This window comes from Paenibacillus sp. FSL H7-0735, assembly GCF_038008505.1.
GTDB lineage: Bacteria > Bacillota > Bacilli > Paenibacillales > Paenibacillaceae > Paenibacillus_AQ > Paenibacillus_AQ odorifer.
Genome location: NZ_JBBOZH010000001.1, coordinates 1,918,198 through 1,937,650 on the forward strand (window position 1 = coordinate 1,918,198; position 19,453 = coordinate 1,937,650).

20 protein-coding genes, 1 pseudogene and 1 riboswitch are annotated in these 19,453 nt (G+C 45.4%); of the genes and pseudogenes, 11 read left to right on the forward strand and 10 right to left on the reverse strand.

Going from position 1 to position 19,453, the window contains the following annotated elements; genetic code table 11:
* Positions 1–17: 17 nt before the first annotated feature.
* The 5 genes from NSS82_RS08630 to NSS82_RS08650 form a co-directional block, all read right to left on the reverse strand.
* Positions 18–779, reverse strand: coding sequence for an ABC transporter permease (locus NSS82_RS08630; RefSeq protein WP_038569425.1), 762 nt, complete (start codon positions 777–779; stop codon positions 18–20).
* The gene (locus tag NSS82_RS08635) at positions 772–1,695 is read right to left on the reverse strand and encodes an ABC transporter ATP-binding protein (protein ID WP_036675740.1); all 924 of its coding nucleotides are present in this window, start codon (positions 1,693–1,695) and stop codon (positions 772–774) included. The genes NSS82_RS08630 and NSS82_RS08635 overlap by 8 nt, the downstream gene beginning before the upstream one ends.
* 82 nt (positions 1,696–1,777) lie before the next feature.
* Positions 1,778–2,470 carry a response regulator transcription factor gene (locus tag NSS82_RS08640; RefSeq protein WP_038569427.1) on the reverse strand — a complete coding sequence of 231 codons (693 nt, stop codon included), beginning with the start codon at positions 2,468–2,470 and terminating at the stop codon, positions 1,778–1,780.
* A gap of 209 nt (positions 2,471–2,679) precedes the next feature.
* Positions 2,680–5,283, reverse strand: coding sequence for an FAD-dependent oxidoreductase (locus tag NSS82_RS08645; protein WP_076273933.1), 2,604 nt, complete (start codon positions 5,281–5,283; stop codon positions 2,680–2,682).
* A 6-nt stretch (positions 5,284–5,289) separates the two neighbouring features.
* Positions 5,290–5,574, reverse strand: coding sequence for an ArsR/SmtB family transcription factor (locus NSS82_RS08650; protein WP_036675735.1), 285 nt, complete (start codon positions 5,572–5,574; stop codon positions 5,290–5,292).
* A 101-nt stretch (positions 5,575–5,675) separates the two neighbouring features.
* Between NSS82_RS08650 and NSS82_RS08655 the strand changes: the two genes are divergently transcribed.
* The 3 genes from NSS82_RS08655 to NSS82_RS08665 all read left to right on the forward strand — a co-directional run bounded on the left by NSS82_RS08655 (position 5,676) and on the right by NSS82_RS08665 (position 8,266).
* On the forward strand, positions 5,676–5,996 hold the full coding sequence (locus tag NSS82_RS08655; RefSeq protein WP_076104728.1) for a rhodanese-like domain-containing protein: 321 nt from the start codon (positions 5,676–5,678) through the stop codon (positions 5,994–5,996).
* Positions 5,997–6,000: 4 nt separating this feature from the next.
* On the forward strand, positions 6,001–6,420 hold the full coding sequence (locus NSS82_RS08660) for a rhodanese-like domain-containing protein (RefSeq protein WP_076273932.1): 420 nt from the start codon (positions 6,001–6,003) through the stop codon (positions 6,418–6,420).
* A 1,168-nt stretch (positions 6,421–7,588) separates the two neighbouring features.
* Positions 7,589–8,266 carry a winged helix-turn-helix domain-containing protein gene (locus NSS82_RS08665; protein ID WP_340960537.1) on the forward strand — a complete coding sequence of 226 codons (678 nt, stop codon included), beginning with the start codon at positions 7,589–7,591 and terminating at the stop codon, positions 8,264–8,266.
* Here NSS82_RS08665 and NSS82_RS32665 read toward each other — a convergent pair.
* Both NSS82_RS32665 and NSS82_RS32670 read right to left on the reverse strand, forming a co-directional pair.
* Positions 8,254–8,724 carry a DUF1720 domain-containing protein gene (locus tag NSS82_RS32665; RefSeq protein ID WP_445668228.1) on the reverse strand — a complete coding sequence of 157 codons (471 nt, stop codon included), beginning with the start codon at positions 8,722–8,724 and terminating at the stop codon, positions 8,254–8,256. The genes NSS82_RS08665 and NSS82_RS32665 overlap by 13 nt on opposite strands.
* A pseudogene (locus tag NSS82_RS32670) lies at positions 8,643–8,837 on the reverse strand (DUF1720 domain-containing protein); the annotation flags it as partial. The pseudogene NSS82_RS32670 and the gene NSS82_RS32665, both read right to left, overlap by 82 nt.
* Before the next feature lie 227 nt (positions 8,838–9,064).
* On the opposite strand from NSS82_RS32670, the gene NSS82_RS08680 reads away from it, so the two are divergent.
* The gene (locus NSS82_RS08680; RefSeq protein WP_076273611.1) at positions 9,065–11,896 is read left to right on the forward strand and encodes a glycoside hydrolase family 3 protein; all 2,832 of its coding nucleotides are present in this window, start codon (positions 9,065–9,067) and stop codon (positions 11,894–11,896) included.
* 46 nt (positions 11,897–11,942) lie between these two features.
* Positions 11,943–12,359 (forward strand): HIT family protein, encoded by a 417-nt coding sequence (locus NSS82_RS08685; protein WP_038569451.1) that lies wholly within the window; start codon positions 11,943–11,945, stop codon positions 12,357–12,359.
* A 50-nt stretch (positions 12,360–12,409) separates the two neighbouring features.
* On the opposite strand, the gene NSS82_RS08690 is transcribed toward NSS82_RS08685, so the two are convergent.
* Together NSS82_RS08690 and NSS82_RS08695 are read right to left on the reverse strand one after the other, a co-directional pair.
* Positions 12,410–12,757: a hypothetical protein gene (locus NSS82_RS08690; protein ID WP_076273610.1), complete on the reverse strand. Its 348-nt coding sequence runs from the start codon at positions 12,755–12,757 to the stop codon at positions 12,410–12,412.
* A gap of 28 nt (positions 12,758–12,785) precedes the next feature.
* Positions 12,786–13,730 carry an MBL fold metallo-hydrolase gene (locus NSS82_RS08695; RefSeq protein WP_076273609.1) on the reverse strand — a complete coding sequence of 315 codons (945 nt, stop codon included), beginning with the start codon at positions 13,728–13,730 and terminating at the stop codon, positions 12,786–12,788.
* Positions 13,731–13,878: 148 nt separating this feature from the next.
* A riboswitch (guanidine-I (ykkC/yxkD leader) is annotated at positions 13,879–13,986 on the forward strand.
* A gap of 84 nt (positions 13,987–14,070) precedes the next feature.
* On the opposite strand from NSS82_RS08695, the gene NSS82_RS08700 reads away from it, so the two are divergent.
* The 3 genes from NSS82_RS08700 (at position 14,071) to NSS82_RS08710 (ending at position 15,783) form a co-directional block, all read left to right on the forward strand.
* Positions 14,071–14,433, forward strand: a complete 363-nt coding sequence (locus tag NSS82_RS08700) for a DMT family transporter (protein ID WP_036675723.1) — start codon at positions 14,071–14,073, stop codon at positions 14,431–14,433.
* Positions 14,434–14,748 carry a DMT family transporter gene (locus NSS82_RS08705; RefSeq protein ID WP_036675721.1) on the forward strand — a complete coding sequence of 105 codons (315 nt, stop codon included), beginning with the start codon at positions 14,434–14,436 and terminating at the stop codon, positions 14,746–14,748.
* Between the two features lie 195 nt (positions 14,749–14,943).
* On the forward strand, positions 14,944–15,783 hold the full coding sequence (locus tag NSS82_RS08710; protein ID WP_218641957.1) for an aldo/keto reductase: 840 nt from the start codon (positions 14,944–14,946) through the stop codon (positions 15,781–15,783).
* A 499-nt stretch (positions 15,784–16,282) separates the two neighbouring features.
* Here the strand turns inward: NSS82_RS08710 and NSS82_RS08715 are convergent, their stop codons facing one another.
* Positions 16,283–17,356 (reverse strand): M42 family metallopeptidase, encoded by a 1,074-nt coding sequence (locus NSS82_RS08715; RefSeq protein ID WP_076104721.1) that lies wholly within the window; start codon positions 17,354–17,356, stop codon positions 16,283–16,285.
* Between the two features lie 247 nt (positions 17,357–17,603).
* Between NSS82_RS08715 and NSS82_RS08720 the strand changes: the two genes are divergently transcribed.
* The 3 genes from NSS82_RS08720 to spoVAD all read left to right on the forward strand — a co-directional run bounded on the left by NSS82_RS08720 (position 17,604) and on the right by spoVAD (position 19,451).
* Positions 17,604–17,780, forward strand: coding sequence for a hypothetical protein (locus NSS82_RS08720; RefSeq protein WP_155288103.1), 177 nt, complete (start codon positions 17,604–17,606; stop codon positions 17,778–17,780).
* A gap of 139 nt (positions 17,781–17,919) precedes the next feature.
* Positions 17,920–18,423, forward strand: coding sequence for a stage V sporulation protein AC (gene spoVAC, locus NSS82_RS08725; RefSeq protein WP_036675716.1), 504 nt, complete (start codon positions 17,920–17,922; stop codon positions 18,421–18,423).
* Complete coding sequence (gene spoVAD, locus NSS82_RS08730) at positions 18,420–19,451, forward strand: stage V sporulation protein AD (RefSeq protein ID WP_038569463.1); 1,032 nt, start codon at positions 18,420–18,422, stop codon at positions 19,449–19,451. Before spoVAC ends, spoVAD begins: the two co-directional genes overlap by 4 nt.
* Positions 19,452–19,453: the final 2 nt, after the last annotated feature.

The following is a 19,453-nucleotide window of genomic DNA, read 5'->3' on the forward strand; positions in this document are numbered from 1 at the left end:
CCTGCACCTCCTATTTGTTATTTGATTTCTTTTCGGTGGAATACGAGAATACCGAGTACCCCGGAAACGGCTATTGTCAACAACGGTACAAGTAAAAGCGCTGGCCAATCTCCACTGTCGATACTGGGCTTACCGATATCGCTCACCAGTTTGAAGATGGAATAATCATACAAATTACTAAAGAAAGAGATCTTTGAACCTATACTAGCCAAAACCGTATCAATCATAAGGAAGAAAATCATTGAGAAGCCGATAGTTTTGCCGCTGTCGGTTAGGATTACGGTGAACAGCGCCCCGATGGCTGCGTAACCAGCTGTGTACAACAGGGTTAGCCCGAGGGCTCGCGGTATAAAAAGTGTAGTGCTTCCTTCTGGCAGATGACCGAAGCCCGAAAGCAGCGTGACTTCGACTGTGCTGACAATAGGAAAGACGAGCGAAATCGCCATGGCCCCAACTGCGAATACGATTAGTTTTGCCGCGAACAGCCGGCCTCTGGTGTTGCCCGAAGATGCGATCGTCTTCATGACCCCTGTGGAATATTCGTTAGAGATAAAGAATCCAGCCAGAATGGCTACGCCGAATTTAATAATGTAGGCATTGCTTGAAATAAAGGTAGTCAGAAATTCAGCACCGGTGATCTGAGGTTCCCCATTGGACCGATGATCAAAATAATATAGCAATGGGTAAGCAAGTGAGAGGACGGAAAGTGCCAATAGAAAAGTCCAAAATGATCTATTCTTACGGAGCTTGAAAAACTCAACTCTGATCAGATTATACATTTGGATTCCCCCCAATTCGCTTCGTAAAATAACTTTCCAAGTCTTCACCCATAGGCATAAACTTCTCGATCTCGAGGCCGGCAGAGAATAACGCTGTTGATACTTTGCCTGGCTGCTCAATGCGGCTATACAACTTGATGGTTCCATCCTGCATCACTTCGAAATCGGCCGTACCCAGCTCGTTCTGAATGACGGCTGTTGCCTTGCCGGGATCATCCACTTTGATAAACAAATACTGCTGACATTTCTCGTTTAATTCCTCCGCAGTGAGTTGTTCAAGCAACTGACCGCGATGAATAATGCCATAATGACTTGCCATTAAATGCAGCTCACTTAGAATATGACTTGAGATCATTATCGTAATGCCAAGCTCACGGTTTAGTCGCTTGAGCAGTTCGCGCATTTCGACGACACCCATCGGATCCAACCCATTGGTCGGCTCGTCCAGAATCAGAAATTCTGGATCTCCCAGCAAGGCGATGGCAAGACCTAACCGCTGCTTCATTCCAAGTGAGAAATTTTTGGCTTTCTTCTTGCCGGCGCCCTGCAGTCCAACTTGTTCTAGCATTCTAGGAACGCAATCTTTGCCGGGAATACCGCGTAGAATCCGGTTTGCTTCTAAATTTTCGCTTGCAGTCATATGGGGGAACAAAGCGGGGCTCTCGATAATCGAGCCGATTCGCTTACGAGCCTGGATCAAGGCCTGCTCTTCACTGGCTCCGAACAGCTCGATCGTCCCCTGAGTCGGAAAAGCAAGTCCGGTCACAATCCGGATTAATGTTGATTTTCCAGCTCCGTTTTGCCCAATAAAACCATAAATAGAGCCTTTACGGATTGACAAATTGACTTTGTCCAGCGCCGTATGGCCCTTGAACTTTTTGGATAGTTGATTTGTTTTTAATACATACTCGTACATCTCGTCTTGGCCTCCTTTTCGTGATAGACCAAGTATAGAATTGAAAACATAAGAAGAGCTAAAGCCAAATCTTAAGAATGTCTTAAGGCTTGAGCCGATAACCTATGCCCCATACCGTCTCGATAAATTCGCTTCCTGGTGCGGCCTTGGTTAGCTTGCTGCGCAAATTGCTCATGTGGACATTGACCGTATTGTCGTCCCCGAAATATGGCTCGTGCCAGACTCTTTCATACAAATTCGCTTTCGTAAACACCTTTTTTGGGGCCGACAAAAGTAACGAGAGAATCTCAAACTCTAGAGCTGTGAGCGTCAGTTCCGCACCATTTGCCGTAACCGACATCGCATCTCGATGAAGTACAAGGCCCTGATGCTGGAGCACGTTAGGCAAAGCCGATTGCGCTATCCGCGAATACAAACGTAGATGAGAATCGATCCGTGCAGAGACTTCTTCAACATCGAAGGGTTTTGTAATGAAATCATCCGCCCCCGCCCGTAGGGCAGACACCTTGGTCTGGGGCTCACCCTTGGCGGAAATGATAATTACCGACATATCGTCCCGCCCGGCAATCCTCTCAAGTAGTTCCTCTCCCGACATGCCAGGCAGCATCAGATCCAGTAGCAGCATGCTCCATTGACGTTGCTCCAGATAGAGAAGTGCCTCCGTTCCCGAGTAAGCGGGTTGGGGAATGTAGCCGCTTTTCTTAATAATGTTGCACAGCAATCGGTTGATGTCGCTGTCGTCCTCAGCAACAAGAATATGTATCGGGTTATTCATTTAATCTCCTTTTTTCACCTAAAATAGGTCGTTATTCGGATGAATGCCTATTAAATAGGATAGCAGGTTTTAGATTCTGTATCCAGATCCAGCCAATTTCTGCATTTTGGTTATTCAAATCTATATCACCGATTCTCGTGAGTTCATTTTTATATAAAAAAGAGACTCTTCTATTTAAATAGAGGAGTCTCTTTGCTATGTTAAGATATTTAGATAAATAGATTATGACCGGACTGATCGGCTTGGCCGAGGTAATAACCAACGCCGCCGATTCCGACACCGTCAATCAGTTCTTCACGAGTGATGCCCATAAGATCCATGGACATTTGGCAGGCGACGATTTCCACACCTTGGTCGATAGCCATCTGAATCAATTCTTCCAAGGAAGAGATATTTTTGCTCTTCATTAGAGAGCGGATCATCTTCGAACCCATGCCCATCATGTTCATATTTGAAAGCGTCAGCTTCCGGCTGCCGCGTGGCATCATGGCACCGAACATTTTACCGATGAAGTTCTTGTTCACATGCACCTTCTCATCCTTGCGGATAATATTGAGGCCCCAGAAGGTAAAGAACATCGTGACTTTTTTGCCGCTGGATGCTGCTCCGTTGGCAATGATGAAGGAAGCGATCGCTTTATCCAAATCCCCGCTAAAAACAACCATTGTGCTTGCGTTGCTAGTTTGAATTACTTGTTCGCCTGCTCCGGTTGGTGCTGATGCTGAAGCCTCGATAACTCCTTTGCGCAGATAAGCTTCGATCATACCAGTAGGCAGCTTTGTTAGCTGCAAAAGCGTATGGTTGGACATACGAGCCCAAGCCTTGATATCCTCATAAAATCCGGGATCGGAAGCAGTTACCTTCAGGACTTGGCCGTCCAAGAGCGGGTCCATGCTCATTTTAACTTGGATCAGCGGCCCTGGGCAGCACAGTCCGCAGGCATCAAGCACGGAATCAGGTGCTAGTTCCGTTTCTATTTTGGATGAAGGGGCACCTATTGTGCTGGAGTTAGCAGTGAAAGCTGTAGCATTGACGGTTGGTGTAACTGTGCCAGTCCCAGTCTCTGTCCCAGTCCCAGTCTCAGGCTCCGTCATTGCTCCCGTTGCTGCGATTTCTTTACTGGCTACGGCTGTATCAACGTTTGGCGTCAAGTTATCTTTTTTTTTAGGCGTAAATTGGCTCATCTGATAGGTTTTATAACCGCCGGTCAGATTCTTCACACGGTAACCTTTTTGCTGCAAAATCCGGGAAGCGGTGTAGCCTCTGAGTCCAACTTGGCAATACACCCAAATTTCTTTACTAGGGTCAAGCTCGTTTAGCCGACCACGCAGATCATCCACAGGGATATTAATGGACCCTTCAATATGACCGTTGGCATGTTCGATTTCCGAACGTACGTCAACTAAAATGGTGTTGTTTTTGTCACGACCCTCTAAATCCTTAGGGATGAATACCGTAGTCAAACCTTGCAAAATATTTTCAGCGGCAAAGCCGGCCATGTTCACCGGATCTTTTGCGGAAGAATAAGGAGGGGCATAAGATAGCTCCAACTCCGTCAAATCAGTGACCGTACCTCTAAAACGAATAACTGTAGCGATATCGTCGATACGTTTATCTACACCGCTGTAACCCACAGCTTGTGCTCCTAGCACCGTACCTTTTGGATCAAAAATCAGCTTCATAGATATCGGAGTTGCCCCCGGATAATAGGTTGCGTGTGAGCTAGGATGTATATAAATCACGTGATACGGCAGACCCAAACGTTGTAGTGTTTTTTCGTTATTTCCAGTAGAAGCACCTGTGACTCCAAAAACCTTAATAATAGAAGTCCCTTGTGATCCTTTGTAAGTTGTGCCGAGACCACTGACGTTGTCCGCAGCAATACGCCCTTGCTTATTGGCAGGACCAGCTAGTGGAATGGCAGTTTTTGTTCCGTTTACGAAATCAACCACCTCAACCGCGTCACCTACAGCGTACACTTGATCCAGATTTGTCTCCATCCGCTCATTGACTACAATATGGCCACGGGGACCGAATTCTAAGCCACTGTCCTTCAGGAAAGAGGTATCCGGAGAAACGCCGATAGCCAGCAGAACCATATCACTTTGCAGTACAGTGCCACTTGCTAATTGCACCTGTATTTGTTCTCCCACCTCAGCAAACCCTTGGACCATATCGGAAAAAATAAGATTAACGCCATGCTCGTCAAGTTCTTTTGCCAAAATAGAAGACATTTCAGTATCGAACGGAGCTAATATTTGTGGTCCTGCTTCAATTAAGGAAACTTCCAGACCAGCTTCTCTAAGGTTCTCAGCCATTTCCACACCGATAAATCCACCACCGATCACCACGGCCGAACGTGTGCCTTCTGCAGCGACTTTAGCTTTGACTTTGTCAGTGTCGGGAATGTTACGCAACATGTGTATTTTGGAACTCTCGATACCAGGCAAATTCGGACGAATCGGTTTAGCACCTGGCGATAAAATAAGCGCATCATAACTCTCTTCATAGGAGCCTTTTTCTATACTTTCTACTCGCACTTTTTTGTTCACGGGGTCGATAGACACTACTTCACTTTGAATCCGAACATCGATGTTAAAACGTTTATGCATCGCCTCCGGTGTCTGCACTAGCAGCTTGGAGCGGTCCTGAATGGAACCCCCGATATAATAAGGAAGTCCGCAATTGGCAAAAGAAATGTACGGATCACGCTCAAACATTACAATATGCACATCTTCATCTAATCTCCGAAGTCGGGCTGCTGCTGATGCGCCTCCTGCAACTCCACCAACAATCAATACTTTTTTACTCATGATGACTTATTCCTCCCCTAAAAATAACTGAATCAGATGTTTGATTTTTTCGTCTTTAACAGAATAGTTAATTTCCAGCCCATTACGTTCGGTTTCAACGATGCCTAGTGATCTAAGCTTCTGCAAATGCTGGGAAACCGTAGATTGGGGAAGGTCGAGACAGTCCTGCATGAAGCTCACGTTGCAGCTGCCCTTTTCCAGAAGTCCTTTGATGATGCACAAGCGCACGGGATGAGCTATAGCTTTTAAGGTTTCGGCGGTTTGGTTATAAGCTTTAAAATTTTTGTCCATGGTAACGAACACCTCGCTTTACAATATCCTTATATCGTAATATTATGATATAGTGATATGGAAATCAAGTTATTTTTATAAAGGTGAAGGAGAGATGCTCGATGTCTTTTAAAATTTCAAAGGAAATTACCCCACAGCAAGTTGCGGAACGCTTGAAGAATGGCGAGACTCCTACCATGTTGGATATACGCGAACCAGCCGAATGGGTGGAGGGACATGTAATGGGTGCTAAACATATTCCGCTTGGACAGCTATTGATGCGCACAGATGAACTGGATTCTCATGGCGAGATAATTGTGATGTGCTTAAGTGGTGGCCGTAGTGGACTGGCTTGTGAGCTGCTGAGTGAAAAGGGGTATAACGTTGTGAACATGACGGGTGGATTAGGCGCTTGGACGGATGTTTTTTTGGTACGGGAGTAATGGCATGAGCATGATGGTACGGATCCTACTGAGTATCATAATTGTCTTTAGTATTTTGAGGTTTTTACGTTATGCATGGCCTGTTCGTTCACTTTCTTATATAGAAGTCCGTGAGGTTCGCGAATTAGCAGATCAATCACTGGCTTTGAAAATGCTCGATGTCAGGGATGCCGTTGATTACCAGAAGGACAGTATCCGTGGTTCGATAAATATATCGCTTGGGCGGTTACCTTATGTCTGGCAGCACTGTCTATCTCCAGGCGATTCAGTCTTAATTCTTGCAGGAAGCTACTACAATAGAAATAAAGCTGCGCGAATTCTTTATAAGCAGGGATTTCGTAAGTTATATGCGGTAAACGGTGATTTGTTAGGGAACAAAAGAACGCTCTCCGACATTTCTGTGAAAGGTTGTTGTGAAGGATAATGGATTTATGATCATTGATTTCCCGTCTCGGATTGAAGCTAGGGTGTCGAAGTCAGGGTGTCGTTGGAATGATCTCTTATGATGCCTATGGGCGAGGCGCTCGGCATGCACATTTGCTAGGTGAGGGAGAGCAGTGAAGAGGAGCAATATGTCACTCTAGTTGAGCCGCTATATTAATGGTGCTAAGTTGTGATGTTGTGGCTAGGTCGCTATATTAATGATGCTAAGTCGCGATGTTGTAGGTAGGTTGCTACATTAATGTTGCTAAGTCGCGATGTTGTGGTAGGTCGCTAAATCAATGTAGCCAAGTCGATGTTGTAGCTAGGGCGCTAAGTCAATGATGCTAAGTCGCGATGTTGTGGCTAGATCGCTAAATCAATGTAGCCAAGTCGATGTTGTAGCTAGGGCGCTAAGTGATGTAACTAAGACGCAATCCAACCAGCTTCACTCGAACTCAGTTTTAATTGCATTTTGTGCAGCTAAACTTCAGTAGTTTTAGGAAAAGTAACAATTAACTGCACTTTGTACATCTAAATTTGATCATTTACGCTTAACTACCTAATATCTCCTTTTTTAGTTGTAGAAAGTACAACTAAATGGACTTTTAGGGGGATAAGGGTTAAATAGTTGCATGAAATACAATTAAATAGAAAAATCACAGGTCGATAGCCAGTGAATAGTGGAGAATGGGAGACGATTTTAGACAATTTCAAAAAGGTAGGTCGAATAATATTATTCTAGGGGAACTTAGTCAAACCGAGATTACTTTAACTGAACCTACTATACAAAACATACTATATTGAGCTAAGTCTAGTCGTCTAACTCAAAAGTAGTTTACTTAACCGAGATTGTTCTTGCTGAGCTAATACTAACTGAACTGTAGTGATCTAACTGTAGCTAAATTTAGCTGAACTCACTGTAGTGATCCAATTCTAGCTGAACTCACTGTAGTGATCTAACTGTAGCTGAAATTACTTTAATGCAACATACTCTAACCAATGTGATTTTTTAATAGCCAAGTATATTTAGCTCGATGCTAACGTTGAATGTAGAGTGTCATTGACAGCATAAGAAGGCGAATACTATACTTTTGAGTAATAGGACGAAGCACGTCCCGCATCCATAATTGGGTGCGGGATTTTTTTATGCCAAGGAGGAGGGGAACGTTATGGGATTTACGGAAGAACATCGTAAGTGGGTGGAAGATCATATTAGTCGAAGAACGGGAGAAAGACGGGGGAGATTGGAGCGGGGACATGGGCATGGTGAGCGAATGTTTGCGGAGAAGGTTTGGTGGCCGATGATGGGTCATTTTGATGATCTCCATCCTGAATATGAAGTGTTGGATTGGCGGGGATGGCCTTATTTTGTTGATTTTGCGTGGAAGCCTGGGCAGGTTAAGTTTGCTTTTGAGGTAAAAGGTTACGGCCCACATGTGCAAAACACAGATCGGACGCGTTATCGGCAGGAATTGAATCGAGAGACTTATCTACAAATCGCGGGTTATCGGGTAGTGGCGATACCATATGATGATCTGGAAGTGAATCCTGAGAATACAATTTTTTTGTTGAGATCATTACTGATGCCGTACCTCGCTTTGAGGACAGAAGAGAAGGAGGCGTTTAGTCGACTGGAGCGTGATATTTTGCAAATTGCGGTGCGTTCGAACGGGGACATTCGGCCTGTTGATTTGGTGAGGGAGCTTGGCATTGATCTGCGTACAGTTAGGAAATGTATGAGGTCACTTTGTGAGAAAGGTAAGTTTAAGCCGATAGTTTCCCAGGTGAGTGGGAGGGTTTGTCGCTATGAATATGTACATTCACTTAACGATATTCAGCTGTGGTGAATGAACGGTATAAATCCCGTAGATTGTGGGCGTGGAGCGGGAATTGGGCAAATGAACGGTATAAATCCCGTAGATTGTGGGCGTACAGCGGGAATTGGGCAAATGAACGGTATAAATCCCGTAGATTGTGGGCGTGGAGCGAGAAGTGAGCAAATAAACGGTATAAATCCCGTAGATTGTGGGCGTGGAGTGGGAATCGAGCAAGTGTGCGGTATAAATCCCGTAGATTGGAGGCGTGGAGCGGGAATTGGGCAAATGAACGGTATAAATCCCGTAGATTGTGGGCGTACAGCGGGAATTGGGCAAATGACGGTATAAATCCCGTAGATTGCGGAGATGGAGCGGGAATTGGGCAAATGAACGGTATAAATCCCGTAGATTGCGGAGATGGAGCGAGAAGTGAGCAAATGAACGGTATAAATCCCGTAGATTGGGGGCGTGGAGCGAGAAGTGAGCAAATGAACGGTATAAATCCCGTAGATTGTGGGCGTACAGCGAGAAGTGAGCAAATAAACGGTATAAATCCCGTAGATTGTGGGCGTACAGCGAGAAGTGAGCAAATAAACGGTATAAATCCCGTAGATTGTGGAGATGGAGCGAATAACGAGCAAACCTACGTACTCACATCATCCCCCTAAATCTCTAATTATGACCTGATTTCTATTTAGATTGTTAAGGTGTTGCGGAGGAGGGGAATCTTCTATGATTAGATGGATAGGACGTATAGGAGTTTTTTTGAAGGATTGTCCTCGGGAATGAATGAAACCGCTATCAACAAGAGACGAAGGAGCGATTTTGATGGGAACAGATATAGCTAAATATCCATTTCAACAGATTGATTTACCTTTAAATGAGCGAGTGCAGGATCTGATCTCCAGACTAACACTTGATGAAAAAGTAAGCCTGATGCCTCAGTATCAAGCTGCCATAGAGCGTTTGGGTGTTGGGGCCTACAAGCATGGTACGGAAGCGGCGCACGGGATTTCTTGGCTTGGAAAAGCGACTTCTTTTCCTCAGCCAAGCGGACTGGCTTGTACTTGGAATCCAGAGCTGCTGAAGGAGATTGGTTCGGCCATCGGAGATGAAGCTAGAGCCTTTTACAAAAAGAATCCAACGGTGAACGGTCTGACGTTATGGGCGCCAACGGTGGATATGGAACGTGATCCACGTTGGGGAAGAACTGAGGAAGCTTACGGTGAAGATCCAGAGTTGACCGGCCGACTCAGCACATCACTAGTGCAGGGAATCCAAGGTGATCACCCGGTCTATTTGAAAGCGGTAGCAACGCTGAAGCATTTCCTCGGCAACAATAATGAGATTGAACGCGGGAACTGCTCCGCGAGCATCGATCCGAGAAATATGCGGGAGTATTATCTGGAAGCGTTTAAGCCTGCTTTTCAAGAAGGTGGCGCACAGTCCATGATGACCGCTTATAACTCGGTGAATGGCGTGCCTGTTATTCTTCATCCGGCAGTAATGGATGTGGTTAAAGGCGAATGGGAAATGGATGGCTTTATTGTAAGCGATGCCGGCGATCTTTTTGGGATCGTGAAGGACCACAAGTATTATGAATCTTTTGCACAATCGATGGCTGAATCTATCAAAAATGGAATTGACAGCGTAACAGAAGAAACCGCAGAGACAATCAAGGTTCTTCACGAAGCGCTAGACCAAGGCCTCTTAGCAGAGGAAGATTTGGATCGTGCGCTTGCCAACACTTTCAGAGTTCGTTTCCGTCTGGGAGAGTTCGATCCGGCTGAGGGGAACCCATACGATGCAATCGACGATTCCGTTATTCTTAGCAAAAAACATACCGCACTCTCCTTGGAAGCTGCGAAACAATCTATAGTATTGTTGAAGAATGAACAAGGCACATTGCCATTGAACAAAAGCAGTCTGAGCAAATTGGCGATTATTGGTCCGCTTGGTGATGAAGCCTTTAGAGATTGGTATTCTGGCACATTACCTTATGGAGTGACTCCTTTGCAGGGTGTTAGCAAAAAGCTGCCTGGTAAACACATTACTTTTGAGAGTGGCGCAGATCAGATCATTCTTACTTCAGCTGCAAACGGCCAAGCTATCGGAATCACAGGTGAGGACGGAAGACTGGCTGTACAACATGACATAGCAGAGCACGGAGAATTGTTCCAACATACAGCTTGGGGCTGGACTAGCAATACTCTGAAGGCGACAAGTCGCGGTCAGTATGTAACTTTAAGCGAAGCAGAGACTCTCACAGCATCTGCTGATGAAATTTACGGCTGGTTTGTAAAAGAATCGATTAACATCGTTCCGGAAAGCGAAGATACGGTATCTTTGCGGACCTGGAATGATAAAATGATCTCGGTGAATCCGGAAAATGGAACGCTGCAAGTGGCAGATCAGGATGCTAATGCGGAAGCACGTCTTTTTAAAAAGAACATTGTAACTAACGGCATAGAGGCTGCAGTAGAAGCTGCCAAGGCTGCGGAAATCGCTGTGGTTTTTGTGGGCAACCATCCACTCCTTAACGGAAAAGAAGAAATCGACAGACCGGATATTGTGCTTCCAGAGGAGCAAGAGCGACTGGTCAAAGCTGTCTATGAAGCGAATCCGAATACAGTTGTAGTCATTGTCGGCAGTTACCCGATAACTTCCACTTGGATTGACGAGAACATCCCGGCTGTATTGTATACCTCCCACAGTGGACAAGAGCTGGGCAATGCGGTGGCAGAAGTTCTTTTCGGCGATTACAGTCCTTCCGGCAAGCTGAACATGACTTGGTTCCGTTCTGTAGAACAGCTGCCTGAGCTGATGGATTATGATATTATCAAAGGCAAAAGAACATATATGTACTTTGACGGAGAGCCACTGTATGCGTTTGGACACGGCTTAAGTTATGCCCAAGTTTCCTACAGCAACCTAAGCCTAAGTGCTAAGGAGCTGCAAGCGGATGACACGTTTAAAATTTCCGTTCAAGTAGAGAATACAGGCGTTGTTGATGGGGACGAAGTGGTGCAGCTATATGTGCAAGCTCTGAATTCCCGGGTGAAACGTCCGATTAAACAGTTGAAGGGTTTTGAAAAAGTAAACCTAACCGCAGGTCAATCGCAAACCATAGAGTTTACGTTGCCGGTTGCCGAGCTGGCATTCTGGGATGTTACCCGTGAGCAATATTGCGTGGAAAATGGAGAGTACATGGTTCTGATCGGCCGTTCATCTGCTGATATCCAATTATCCGCTCAACTATCGGTTCAAGGGGACGTTATTCCGTCGCGTAATCTGTATATCAATACCAAAGCAGAGAATTACGATGACTACGAAGGCGTATATCTGGACGAGTGCAAAGCAGGCGGTGCTTCCATACATCCAGTAAAAGATGGCGCTTGGATCGCTTTTAAAGATGTATTGTTCGAGCAAGGGGCAGGAGTTTTTGAAGCCTTGGTATCCTCTGCAAAAGGTGGCACCCTCGAGATTAGAACGGGCAGCCCAGCAGGGAAAATGGTTGGATCTGTGACTGTACCATCGGGTGGCGTGTTGCAGCAGTGGAACACACTTACTGGTGAAGTATCCGTGGAATCTGGAACTACCGATGTTTATCTCATCTTTAATGGTGAGGTACTGCTTAGCCGTTTTCAATTTAATCAATAAGATAAGCTAGAGCGCTCTTAATTTCTTTGGATGGAGAGGTGCCTGTATGGATTGTTTGGGATGTCGGATCGCTAACGGGATTGAGCCTAACGTAAACGTAGTATACGAGAATGAAATTGTAACTTGTGTGCTCGACATTGCTCCATTTAACGAAGGACATCTCTTAATTCTCCCTAAAAAGCATTATTGGGATCTCGAAGATATCGATTCAGAAACATCATATGCGATTATGGACGCTTCAAAGAAGCTATCAGTTGTCCTGAAGGTTTTGTTTGCACCTGATGGCATCAGCATTTGCCAAAATGGCGGGAAGTTTAACGACCTGACTCACTATCATATGCATCTTATTCCTAGATACGAAGGAGATGGCTTCGCTTGGAGTGAACCAATCCATCCGCACGGTGCCGAAAAGTTATTAAGCCAAACTCAAGCTGAAATTCTCAGTATCATAAATGAGTATTAAAAAAAGGACATTCCTGAAAGATCAGGGATGTCCTTTTCGTTTCTTTTCATCTAATCACAACCGCCCCCGCCAGCATCTCCACCACCACCGAAGTCTCCACCGCCACTATGTCCGCCGTCTCCACCCCAGCTATGCCCCCCGCTGTCAGGTCCAGAGTGGTGATGCGAGTGATCTCCAGGGTGATGATGATGGTGGTTAGAGTGGTTAGAGTGGTTAGAGTGGTTAGAGTGGTTTGGATCCAGCAGATCCGGATGACTGGCAGCCATAAAAGACATGTTGGCGGCATCATTTTGCCTATTTCTATCAAAGGTACTTCTGTTCGAGCTCGAGCCATTCCGTATAACGGCTTGTATAATAATAAATACAGCGACACCTACAAATAGTATCCCAAAAACCATAACGAACCTCTCCCTTCAACTCCAAAAATTAGTTATTAGCTGCTTTCGTCAAAAACTCAAGATTTCTGTAAAAAATACTCCCATAATTCCAGCCCAGATAAGGCTCAGGAATTTCTATATGGTTCACATTCACATTCACATTCATGTCTTCGTGTATTAATGATTCGCTAATATGGATTATATCATTTATATATCGTTTTATTTGCTGTAGATAATGTTTTTGAGTAACGGGCCCGTGACCGGGAACAATTATGTTCACATCTAAGCGCTCGACATAAGTAAGTGCCTCCAACCAGGATAAGGGATTACCGTCTACTAATAATGGATGATTATCAACAGCGACAATATCTCCAACAAAAGCTAAAGAATCGGAAGGAGAAAATAGAATAGAATCGCATTCCGTATGGGCAGCACCCACCGATAAGAGCTCAACGGATCTAGCCGAGCCATGTATGGTCATTTTGCGGTCATAAGTTAGTTGGGGAAGCGTTACTTCAAGCGTTAGTATAGACTCTTTGATTTCTTGTAAATAACCTATTTGCGAAAGGTGCTCTCGTTGTTTGGAATCGTTCAGTTCGAGCTCGAGAGAGGTATTAAGCTTATTAAGATCCTCATCAAGATTAGGAAGCAGTTTCTTCATTCGGGCTAGCCAGTCGGGTTGAGTTTTTATCATGAGCTCTCTAGTTCTACTGGAGGATATGATTACTTCTTCCGAGAAGAATTGGTTCCCTCTAACGTGGTCTCCATGCCAATGGCTGTTGATGACGTATTTGATAGGTTTATTAAAATAATACAGAGCGGCATCCCTAAGATCTTTGCCAGCTTGTGGAGTGTTGAATGTATCAAAGATTAATGTGTAATCACCCATATCTATCAAACCGGCATTGCTCATGGCTCCGCCTTGCTCCTTCGCTTCAAGGCAATAAATGCCTTCCACTAGAGGGACGCAGTTAAAATGTCTGGAATGAAACATAAATTAACCTCTTTTCCTAGATAATCGAATGAAATTTATATCTATTTTATAATTTTATGGAAGTTTATACTATGATTTAATTACTCTCGGAATAGAAAAGGTTGCTTTTATACGCCCGATTTGCTACCATACGATGTAACTTAATCATTTATTTGTTTTCTAGGGTTCCGCAGCGAGTGCACAGCTGGTCTGGTCCGAGGGAAAACGCACGAACATTAAGTTTGTGTCTACACGGAGGGATAAAAGCCCGGGAGGTATCGCCATTTGGCGATGACCTTCCGGGCTTATTTGTTTGTCCGTGGGCAATCATAAGATATGGTGAATTGAAGGAGGGCTTGAAATGAAAAAGAATTCAGAGTGGCTGAAGGTAGTTGGCGCTGCGATTTTCGAAGTCATGTGGGTCATAGGTCTAAAGCATGCTTCAAGCGTGTGGGAGTGGCTGATCACAGTTGTAGCCATAATAATAAGTTTCTATGTCATTATTTCAGCAAGCAGTAAATTACCGGTGGGTACCGTATATTCTGTATTTGTTGGGCTGGGGACAGCAGGTACAGTCATTGCGGACATGGTTTTATTCGGTGAACCCTTCAAGCTAATGAAGCTGGTACTGGTGGTTATTTTGCTGGCAGGAGTAATAGGTCTGAAAATGGTAACTAACGAAACCAAAGATATCAAAGAAACTGAAATAAAGGGGGAGTCTTAAATGGCATGGGCATTTTTGGTTGTTGCTGGATTGTTTGAAATGTTCGGAGTGGCTATGATCAACAGGTTGAATAAACACCGGAATCTGCAGTCGTTTTTGCTGCTCTTCCTTGGTTTTGGGGGGAGTTTTCTTTTTCTATCATTTGCAATGAAAAGTTTGCCTATGGGTACAGCTTATGCGGTATGGACGGGGATCGGTGCATCTGGTGGGGCGATTTTGGGGATGCTTTTATATGGAGAGGCCAAAGATTGGCGGCGGGTTATCTGTATTTTTATGATACTGGGAGCCGCAGTGGGGCTGAAGTTGATAGCGTAGTTAGCAATCAATTTGTTGCTTTTTCTCTCCTAAAGGAAAGAAAAGTTATAAATTAGACACGATTCAGATGTTTCGAAAGGGTCATAAAGGTCGTATAAAGTAAGTATACAATTTATCGGTAAGGAGATTTTTACAATGACTAAGGATTCAATCGAGCATTTGGCTGAAATTGTGAAAGTGAACCGAGCTAACCGCATGCTTCTTCCAGATGGTACCTCTCTGCCTAGAATAGGACAGGGAACTTGGAATATGGGTGATGATGTTTCCCGTAGAGAGGAAGAAATTGCTGCTCTTAGATTAGGCGTGGAACTAGGCATGGATTTGATAGATACGGCTGAGATGTATGGGGAAGGAAACTCAGAGCTTTTAGTAGGTGACGCTATTAAAGGAATTCGGGATGACGTTTTCCTGGTGTCCAAAGTATACCCACATAATGCCGGCAACGAGAATCTTATTCGTAGCTGTGAAGAAAGCTTGCAACGACTGAATACGGATCATCTGGATCTCTATTTACTGCACTGGCGGGGAGATATTCCGCTTGAAGTGACTGTGGAAGGCATGGAGAAACTGGTCTCTCAAGGTAAAATAGCAAGATGGGGTGTATCGAACCTTGATGTTGACGATATGAAAGAGCTGCTTAGTATAGCTGGGGGAACTCACTGTGCTATGAATCAGGTGCTGTATCATTTAGGGTCGAGAGGCATTGAAGCTGAATTGCTGCCATGGCAGAAAAGTCACCGCATGCCCGTAATGGCGTACTCTCCGCTTGCACAAGCAGGCGCGCTCCGCAAAGGGGTTATTGAGAGTGAGGCGGTTCAGGAAATTGCCCGTGTTCATAACGCAACACCACTGCAAATAATGTTAGCTTGGACGATCCGCGAGGAGGACATTATTACGATTCCGAAAGCTTCTTCACGTGAGCATGTAATTGAGAATGCTGCTGCAGGTTTAATTACGCTGAGTGAAGAAGAAAGATGGAAGCTGGATGAGGCTTTCCCGATACCTTCGTGGAAAGTGCCACTGGATATGAGTTGATATAGCTGTCTGAGAATGGTCAAAGAGCTCGCCGTGAGGCGGGCTTTTTTTATATGGGACGGGGGATAGTGGAGTATCTATAGGACACAGATGATCTTAAACGCAGAAATATGCCACTTTTGGAGGAGTATCGGACACCATAGTCGCTATTAGCATGAATGACACCAATTATGAGCCCATTTCTATGGAATAGTGTCACTGGGTTCGGAAGCAACATTGGGGGCGTAAATAGTAAACAACATGGGTTCGTTAGCAAGCAACATGGGGGACATAAACAATAAACAACGTGGGTTCGTAAGCATCATGGGTCCGTCGTAGTACCTATAGCGGGATCAGCGGGCAATGGGGTTCATAAGCATAAGCACAATTGTTTTTTAGAAGTAATATCGGGGTTTGTAAACACCACAGGGGCGCAAGTGACACAGGTCCGTAAGCCACGACCCCAAAAAAAGAGCAGCAATCCTTCAAAAAGGATTGCTGCTCTTTTAAAAATAAGAACCTAGCTGTTCTCAATAATCGTTTGCAGTGTAGTGCGGTCGAGGCCTTCTACCAGTTTAACTAGCAGCTCTTTAGCAGCTTCGTAGTCATCGCTATGAATAACTGATGAAGCGGTATGAATGTAGCGGGAGCATATTCCGATGACTGCGGAAGGAACGCCGATTCCACTTACATGAACCTGACCTGCATCTGTTCCACCTTGGGAGACAAAATACTGGTATTTGATCTTGTGAGTATCCGCTGTGTCTTGTACATATTCGATCAGGCCGCGATGTGTAACCATCGTTGGATCAAAAATGCGCAGGAGAGCGCCTTTACCCAAATGGCCAAAGGCTTGGCTATCACCGGTCATATCAGCAGCAGCGCTCGCATCCAAGCCAAAGAAGATGTCTGGGGACAGAAGATTAGCGGCTGTACGTGCTCCACGAAGTCCAACTTCCTCTTGTACGGTAGCTCCAGCATAAACAGTATTAGGCAGCTTTTTGCCGTGTAATGATTTAACCAGCTCAATGGCGAGACCTACGCCGTAACGGTTATCCCACGCTTTAGCCATGATTTTTTTAGGGTTGGCAAGCGGGGTGAACGGACAGATTGGCAGTACTTGTTGACCTGGTCTGACGCCAAAGCTTTCTGCCTCTTCACGGCTGTCTGCACCGATATCAATATACATTTTGCTGATTTCGCCCGTCTTGCCGCGTTCTTCAGCGCTTAGTAGATGGATAGGGGTGCTGCCAACAACACCAGTCAATGTGCCTTTTGGTGTAATGATTTGGAGACGCTGGGAAGCAACAGCAGAAGCAAGCCAGCCGCCTAGCGGTTGAAAACGAATCATCCCGGTGTTAGTAATTCCGGTGACCATAAAGCCCACTTCGTCAAAATGTCCAGCGACCATAATTTTTGGCCCGTTTTCCTCACCGCGCAATACGCCGAACAGACTTCCGAGACGATCCTGCACGAACTCTTCGGTATAAGGTGTCATAGCATCCTTGACGTAAGCGCGGAGTTCGTGCTCAAAGCCCGGGGCTGCAGGGAATTCGGTAAGTGTTTTGAATAGATCCAATGTTTCTTGATTCATTTGAAATCACTCCTTTATTAAAATATAAGGACGTATAAGCTTTGCGTTATACATCATCCTTATAGTTCTACGAGAAACGGTTGCCATCCAAAATGGACGACAACGTTATTTCTTCCTGCCACTTAGTATGAACATTGTGAGCTCACTTGTCCATGCTAAAGAGACAAATGAACACCCGGTGAACGCTCCGCGAATACAATGCAATAGGGGCTCTGGTGGCAGGAGCTTTAGAAAGGATGCGAAGGAAATGAGGGTAGCAGGTAGTGTACCCAAAAGAAGGGTGCAGGGAGGATACTCCAAAAGAAACCTAAAGGTTAGCGGAGCGCGCAGACGTTACTGGCGCCACAACTCTCTGGAAAAGGAAGCGGTGCTTATTCTTGTGCTGTTCCTGCTGCTGATAGTTGTGTTACTGTATTTTTCCTGAATTGGAGGGACATAACGAAGCGGGGTATGGCAAACAATAAGGAAAACTTCTAAGCGAAGAAACAACTTGAGGGGCTCAAAGTGAGTACTACTATGATGCTTGTCAGCCCCCTTCGCCTAACTTTCAGGAGGTGCTCTCAATGCCGGCGAAAACGAAAAAATCGGGTGTCAAGCTGAAGCTTGATACCCTGACCCCGCAAGATTACGAGAAATTGTCCAAGCCCTTTGTACCCGCTAGGCCCGTATTCAAAAACTGTGTGCGAGCATTTCTTGCTGGCGGCCTAATCTGTGTAATTGGACAAGGGATTCAGGAGGCTTATATGGCCATATTCGATATGACCTCCAAAGAAGCCGCAAGTCCAACTGTAGCGACGATGATTCTACTCTCTGTAATTCTGACCAGCTTTGGCGTTTATGACAAAATGGCCCAATGGGCCGGTGCAGGAACTGCGGTTCCGGTTACTGGTTTTGCGAACAGTATGTGTTCAGCAGCTCTGGAACACCGTGCGGAAGGACTTGTGCTCGGTGTGGGTGGCAATATGTTCAAGCTGGCGGGTTCAGTCATCGTATTTGGTGCTGTCGCTGCTTTCATAATTGGTATCGTCTATCTCTTTTTAGGCGTAGGTGGAGGTGCACATACATGAAACAGCTTGGCAGTCAGACTTGGGAGTTCACGAGCCGTCCCGTTATTTTAGGCTCTTCCGCTGTAGTGGGGCCTGAAGAGGGAGAGGGTCCATTAACGTCAGATTTTGATTTTATATTTGACTCCCTGGAAATGGGAGAAAAAACATGGGAAAAGGCCGAGCGGGCTCTTTTCGAAAAAGCTTCCCTACTGGCACTGATTAATGCAAACCTCGATAAGGAGAAGCTGGAGTTTTTTGTTGGCGGAGATTTGATGAACCAGATTATCAGCAGCTCCTTCGCGGCAAGAAAATTAGGTGTGCCTTATCTTGGAGTCTTTGGTGCTTGCTCCACTTCCATGGAGAGCCTGGCGATTGCCTCTATGATCGTTGATTCCGGAGGGAGCAAATACGTGCTCGCGGGAACATCTAGCCATAACTGTACGGTGGAAAAGCAATTCCGTTATCCTACCGAATACGGTTCACAGAAGCCGCCAACAGCGCAATATACGGTCACAGGCTCGGGCTGTGCTGTAGTAGGTCAGAATGATGGGACTGGCAACAATCCGGTAGTGGTCTCGGCTACCCTTGGACGAATAATGGATCTCGGTTTGACAGATCCTTTTAATATGGGAACAGCGATGGCACCGGCGGCGGCGGATACGATCACTGCGCATTTTCGGGATACCGGACTATCCCCCGGGCATTATGACTTAATTGTAACAGGCGATCTTGCATCTGTAGGCTTGCCCATTGCGAAAACCTTATTAGCTAAAGAAGGGATTCCAATGGAGCAAACAACCTTTGATGATTGCGGTTTGCTTATCTACGATTTGGAGAAACAGAAGTATGTGATCGCCGGAGGAAGTGGTTGCGGATGTTCCGCGGTAGTGACTTATGGTCATATACTCAAGCGTATTAAAAAAGGTGAGCTTAAACGGGTGCTGATTGTGGCAACTGGAGCCTTATTATCCCCATTGTCATACCAGCAGGGAGAGAGCATTCCGTGTGTGGCTCATGCTGTTGCTATAGAAAGTGGAGGTGAAGTTTAATG